The organism is Paenisporosarcina sp. P4_E4_2, from assembly GCF_056401595.1.
On sequence record NZ_JBFUJC010000244.1, the window covers coordinates 1 to 4775 of the forward strand.

At 37.1% G+C, this 4775-nt stretch carries 2 protein-coding genes and 1 pseudogene; 1 reads left to right on the forward strand and 2 read right to left on the reverse strand.

Going from position 1 to position 4775, the window contains the following annotated elements:
• The coding region (locus AC1DSB_RS14535; RefSeq protein ID WP_477586966.1) for a S8 family serine peptidase at window positions 1–2813 on the reverse strand (2813 nt) is incomplete at its 3' end.
• A gap of 1017 nt (window positions 2814–3830) precedes the next feature.
• Window positions 3831–4088, reverse strand: a pseudogene (locus tag AC1DSB_RS14540) (CAP domain-containing protein); the annotation flags it as partial.
• Between the two features lie 478 nt (window positions 4089–4566).
• Here AC1DSB_RS14540 and AC1DSB_RS14545 point away from each other — a divergent pair.
• On the forward strand, window positions 4567–4775 hold a 209-nt coding region (locus tag AC1DSB_RS14545; protein ID WP_477586967.1), incomplete at its 3' end, for a hypothetical protein.

Sequence of the window (4775 nt, forward strand, 5' to 3'; positions counted from 1 at the left end):
GGTCCAGGGCCAGGACCGACATCCTTGGATAGTAGTGAAACAATAACAGGATTSGATTTTCCCGTCATTTTCCCATTCAACATGGAGACTGCTGTTAAACTATTTTTACCGTCTTTAATTTTCATTGGGATTGAAAATTTGCCTTCATCGCCAACTTTTGCAGTACCTACTTCTTCGTTATTATTCATCAGCTTAATCGTTGTTGAAGGTGAGGCAGTTCCTTCTACCGTGATGTTTTCGTCTTTGAATACTTCATCCTGTTTTGGCGAAGTAATTGATGGCTTGTCTACTTCATAACTAACACGTGCACGGATCATATAATTACCGTCTTCAACAAATGCTGGATAAAATTCGCCATCAAGATATTGATAGCTTCTCTCCATATATGGATTACCGTTGTCGGTTGCTAAACCAAGTGCCTCCGGATAATTCAGTGTTTGGACATACACCATATAAAAGTCTCCATCAACCTTGATATTGTAATCGGTTAAATCAACTACTGTCCAGTCATCCAATACAGCTTCAGCGGCTATCGGGCCAGCAAGTTTCTTACCCGGTAACCCATCGCGCCCAGAGGCATCCCATACTTCCACATTAAATTCCGTCCCATGTGTTTCTGAGTATTTTTTATCCTTTAAGTGAAACACACCATCTGTGACAATCGCTGATTTCTTATTCTCTGGCAATGACATTTTTACTGCCCAGCCAGCTCCACCGCCAAAATACATACTGCCACTATCAACTTTTCCATTATCGTAGCCAATTTCGCCGCCAGGATACGTGTAAAAAGGATCAAGAACAATATCAACCGCGTGTTCATTTCCTTTTATTGTAATATCAACATCKTGACTGTGATAGCCGCTTCTCATGGCTCTCAACGTATAAGTTCCTTCAATAGCAGTAAGTTCATATTTACCGTCCTTATCCGTAGCCACAGGTGTAATATTGGCATCTTCCATAAGGAGTAATGTCACACCTTCAACAACTTCCCCCGAGATTTTATCAGTAATCACACCACTGATAGTTCCTTTTGGGATTTCATTCAATGTGAAATCTGCGTGTATAGCTTTATCTTTTTCAAACGTTACTGATTGCTGTTTAGATTGATATCCATATGCTTCGGCTTGAACTGTAAATTTACCAGCAGCATGTGGGAGTTTATAAGAGCCATTTTCAGGATTTGTGTTGATGTACTGTCTACTTTCAAGCACGCTTACTTTACCGCTTATCGGCAAATCAAAATTCGTTTGGACCACTTTTCCTTCCAAAGTCCCTAGACCATCACTAATAGAAGATACCGCATTGTATGCATTGACTAATCCATAGCCGTACCCGTTATTTGGTGATTCTGGATATTCCTTATCCGTTAAAGGCTTTGCTGTTTCTATTAAAATCTTTTCTATTTCATCAACCGATAAACTTGCATTTACTTCATATAATAATGCTACGACTGCCGATACAGCGGGGGCCGCCATCGATGAGCCATTCCAACCGCCTTCGTAATCACTGCGAGGTATCGATGAACGAATATTAGCACCAGGCGCTGAAATATCAGGCTTTATTTCACCATATGGTGAAGGGCCGCGTAATGAAAAGTCTCCAACGATATCATTACTATCCGTTGCTCCCACTGCAAATGATTCGGGATAGTTTGCTGGATTGGCGACTGATCCAGGTCCGCCATCATTAGTCATGCCTGTGTTTCCAACTGCGAAAGTAGGAAATATCCCGGCATTTCTCCATTCTCTTACTACATCCCGATACCATTCATCAAGACCTGGTCCGCCACCCCATGAGTTGTTAACAATATCAGGTGCCATGTCAACGCGGGTATTCCCATTTGCATCTATTGGTGCTAAAATCCACTCTGCTGCAGCCAATAGATTGGCATCACTTCCGCTAGTCTCCGAGAATGCCTTAACAGCAATCCATTTTGCGCCCGGTGCTACACCTATTTTGTTAGATCCATCTGGTTCACTGCCGACCATTGTCCCAGTCACATGTGTTCCATGTCCTAAATCATCATATGGACTCGATTGTCCGGCTGTGGCATCAAACCAATTAAAGTCGTGATCAACTTCTCCGGTTGCTGCATTATAGCCGCGATACTTTTCCTTTAATGCGGGGTGATCCAATTGAACACCGGTATCAATACTCGCTACAACAACACCTGAACCGTCGATTCCCTTTTCCCATAAAGCCGGAGCTCCAACTCTCTCAGCGTTCCACTCTACATTCGCTAGATTTGAATTAAGGCTTTCCTCTTTAGTTGTTGAAGCAAATAATTGTCTTGTTTCGTTTGGCAGTACTTTTTCAACTTCGGAAAAGGTTGCTATCTTTTCTGCAACCTCTTTCGTTGCTGTAACAGCCATACCATTGACGATAAAATAGGAATTAAAAGATTCGACATTCCCTTTAAGTTCTTCTTGTTTAAGATATTTTAAAACGTTTTGCTGCTCTACGTGTGCAGTAGCTTTTAACTCAGATACTACTGCAGAGCGTTGGATAAACTCTTCTTTATTCGCCGTTAATTTTTCTTGCTTCGCAATCGCTTTCGCCCGCTTTATAGCATTTACTGTATCTGCTTTTTCTTTAAATTTGATTAAAAAAGTTACTTTATCATCTTTTTTAAAATTATCCAGTAAACGATTACTTACCTTTACCTTTGCAGCAGTTTGGTGATCATTTACATAACGGTTTGATGGCTTTATTGATTCAGCATCCGCGAATCCTGGTGATAGTAATGAAAATACCATAAGTAATGTTGCTACAATACTAAATATTCGCTTGTAACAGTGTTTCCTTTTCTTCAATTCGTTCCCATCCCTCCGAATATAAATTGATACTTGTCATTTGAAGCTGCCGTCTCTGTTTCCGACATCAATCGTTCAAAAATCCATCAGTATTTTTCATCTCCTCAACTCTCAATCTCAATCGTTACTAGTATAGGATAAGATAAAATATATTTCAAGAAAATTCAGTTTTAATAGAATAGTTTGGATATATACCCGGTGGAAAACATTTAGAATTGAATGCATAGCCGATTCATAGTAGCTTCTGGTGTTTCATTGATATGACAAATAAAACCTTGAACGGCTTTACGGATCTTTTGAACAGAATCGAAGAATACGTTGTTGATGACGGATGATTTTAACCAACCCCGAATAGAATAGGTACTATTAAGTGATAAAACATTGCCCACTTAGGTATGCCACGTGACAGACGGGAAACTGCAAATACCATAGAAATTAAGAAATATCTTAATAATAATTTGAAAACCGAGTTGGAACTTATGGTAAATAGGTTAAAAAAAGAAATATGAAGTTAATGATATAGATTTATGGAGTGACTTTTCAAAAGTAGAAAAGGATTTCTTATTCAACTGACGGGGCAGGTTAGTTGAATAAAGATATAAATGGGGTGGAGTATATGAGTGAACGATTTGAATTAAGTTTTAAAAACAAGGAAGTAAGAATGGGGGTTTATTTGGCGGTAACAACGTTTTTTATAAGCTTCATAAATTATATTTTATGGTGAATAAGAACGGGTGCTTTACTTGAAGATCATTTAGCTGTTTAGACAGCTTTTTTTCTTATTCAACTAAAGGGTCACTTTTACGAACTGCTTTGAATTGCTCCTATTTAGTCATTTACATAGTTCGCAATACTATAATACCTTTTAATGAACGTTCACTTTTTAACGTCACTTTTACGAACTCTTATAAGCAATAAGAAAAAGCTACCCTCAAAGGATAAAATTATTTAAAATGTTTCGACAATATAATAAGACAGATAAAAAAAGAAGCATGGAATTAACCACACTTCTTTCTCTTATTTTCCTATAAATTGTTGAGTCCAATAGTTTCCACTTGCTACATGGCCAACTCCGATATGAGTAAAGTTTTTACTCAAGATATTAGCTTTATGACCAGGAGAATTCATCCAAGCTTTCATGACTGCTGCAGGGGTTGTTTGACCTTGAGCAATATTTTCGCCAGCTGATTTATAAGTAACTCCAATCATATCGAAAGGTGATCCATAAGTTCCGTCATGAAACATTCTATTAAGGTTTTTCATACTTTGATTTTTCTAATTAACATGTGGGTGAACCACTATATACAGAGCCTTGGTAAACAATATGTTATCAAGGTTTTTTTATTTATCTGGAATATCAACAAATAGAACTTTTTTCCTGTTTTAATCTATTATTGTTAAATGTATTTCTAAAAAATTACGAGAAATTTCTATATTCCCCCAAATTTTAAAACTTAGTACATTAAAAAACTGAAATTTTAGACAATATTCACGACATTCTTCTACAAAATAACTGAAAATTCTTTTGAAATAAGGCCAAATAACATTTTTTAGTATTGAATTTTCAAAAAATATATTAATAGTTTCAAGTGAAATCCCCCAATTTACTATTTTTTAAGGCGGGTGTACACTTCGAATGGTATTCATTAATCATGCAAGGGGGAAAAGAGAGCAAAGATCAAAGATAAAATCTATCCATAGATCCTTGTAACGCAAGTCTTAATGTAAGCGATTTCAGAGAGGAGTCGAATTGATGAAAAGGAACAGACATGACCGCGTCGCATTTAGTTTTATTTTATGTGCATTATTGTTGCTCTCTATCTTTCTACCTCAACTCACATTTGCTAATTCCAACTCCAAAGAAAGTATTTCTCTTCTTGAAAGTTCGGATGTAGCATCTAAAAACATGAAAGCAAAGGTAGATAAAAAACTGAATGATCAGTTTAGTGAGAATGATACGGT